The 831-nt window shown below is 68.7% G+C and carries 1 protein-coding gene; it reads right to left on the bottom strand.

The genetic code is table 11. The annotated features are described in order from the left end of the window. Positions 1 to 181 precede the first annotated feature (181 nt). Positions 182 to 751, bottom strand: coding sequence for a PRC-barrel domain-containing protein (locus tag GWK15_RS25570; protein ID WP_168044438.1), 570 nt, complete (start codon positions 749 to 751; stop codon positions 182 to 184). Positions 752 to 831: the final 80 nt, after the last annotated feature.

Below are 831 nucleotides of genomic sequence, written 5' to 3' on the forward strand. Positions count from 1 at the left end.
ACTGCATGGCGGGAACTCCCTTTCCCAGGCGTCGAAGTCTTCGTCCGAGATCGGACGGGCAGGACACCTGCTCTGTTGAAACGCGCGGGCCGGCGACGGCTTGCGGGCGGGGGCTGGGCACGAAGGTGAAACGGCGCGGGGGGCATCCCCGCGCCGTCTGTCTGTCAGTGGACGAGACGTCTCACCGCGCGCGGAGCGTGGCGTACTCGAAGGACGGCCGGGCCTGGAGATTCTCTTTCGTCGCGCCCGGCATCACGATGCGTTCGCTCGTGGCATTCCAGCGGAGATCGCCCAGCGGCACCGTGACAAGTCGCCCGCCCATGCCGAGGAAGCCGCCGACCTGCACGACAGCAAGCGGATATGCCGGGGCGGCTGCCGCAGGCGCGGCCACGACGGCAGCGGTCACGGGCGCTACGACCGACGGCGCTGCCGCGGTGCCTACGATGGCCGCAGCCGGGCCACTGGACGGGAAGAGCAAGACGTCTTCCACTTCGCCGATCTTCTCATCGTTCTCGTTGTACACATGGCTGCCGATCATCTGGCTGAGACGCGGCCTTGCCATGGCTGTCGAGCCGGCCGTCACCGTCACCAGCGGAACGAGGACAGGGCGGGCTGCTGCCGCGGCGCTGGCGGCCGGAGGAGCGGCCGGGGCGGTGGTCGTCTGCGCAATCGCGAGCATCGGCGCCGCCATCAGGCCGGCGGCGAGGATCATCGGGATCAGAGGCTGGCGCATATTGTCGGGGGACGTCATGGCCGTTTCCTTGTGGGGGTTTAGAAGCACTGCGCGACCGCGGAATGCTCATGACAACAACGCGTGGCGGAGCCGCGAGT

Source organism: Neoroseomonas oryzicola (genome assembly GCF_012163135.1).
Lineage (GTDB): Bacteria > Pseudomonadota > Alphaproteobacteria > Acetobacterales > Acetobacteraceae > Neoroseomonas > Neoroseomonas oryzicola.

Excerpts from the sequence above, each read along its gene's own strand:
- GWK15_RS25570 (WP_168044438.1), bottom strand. The coding sequence starts at position 751 with ATGACGTCCCCCGACAATATGCGCCAGCCTCTGATCCCGATGATCCTC.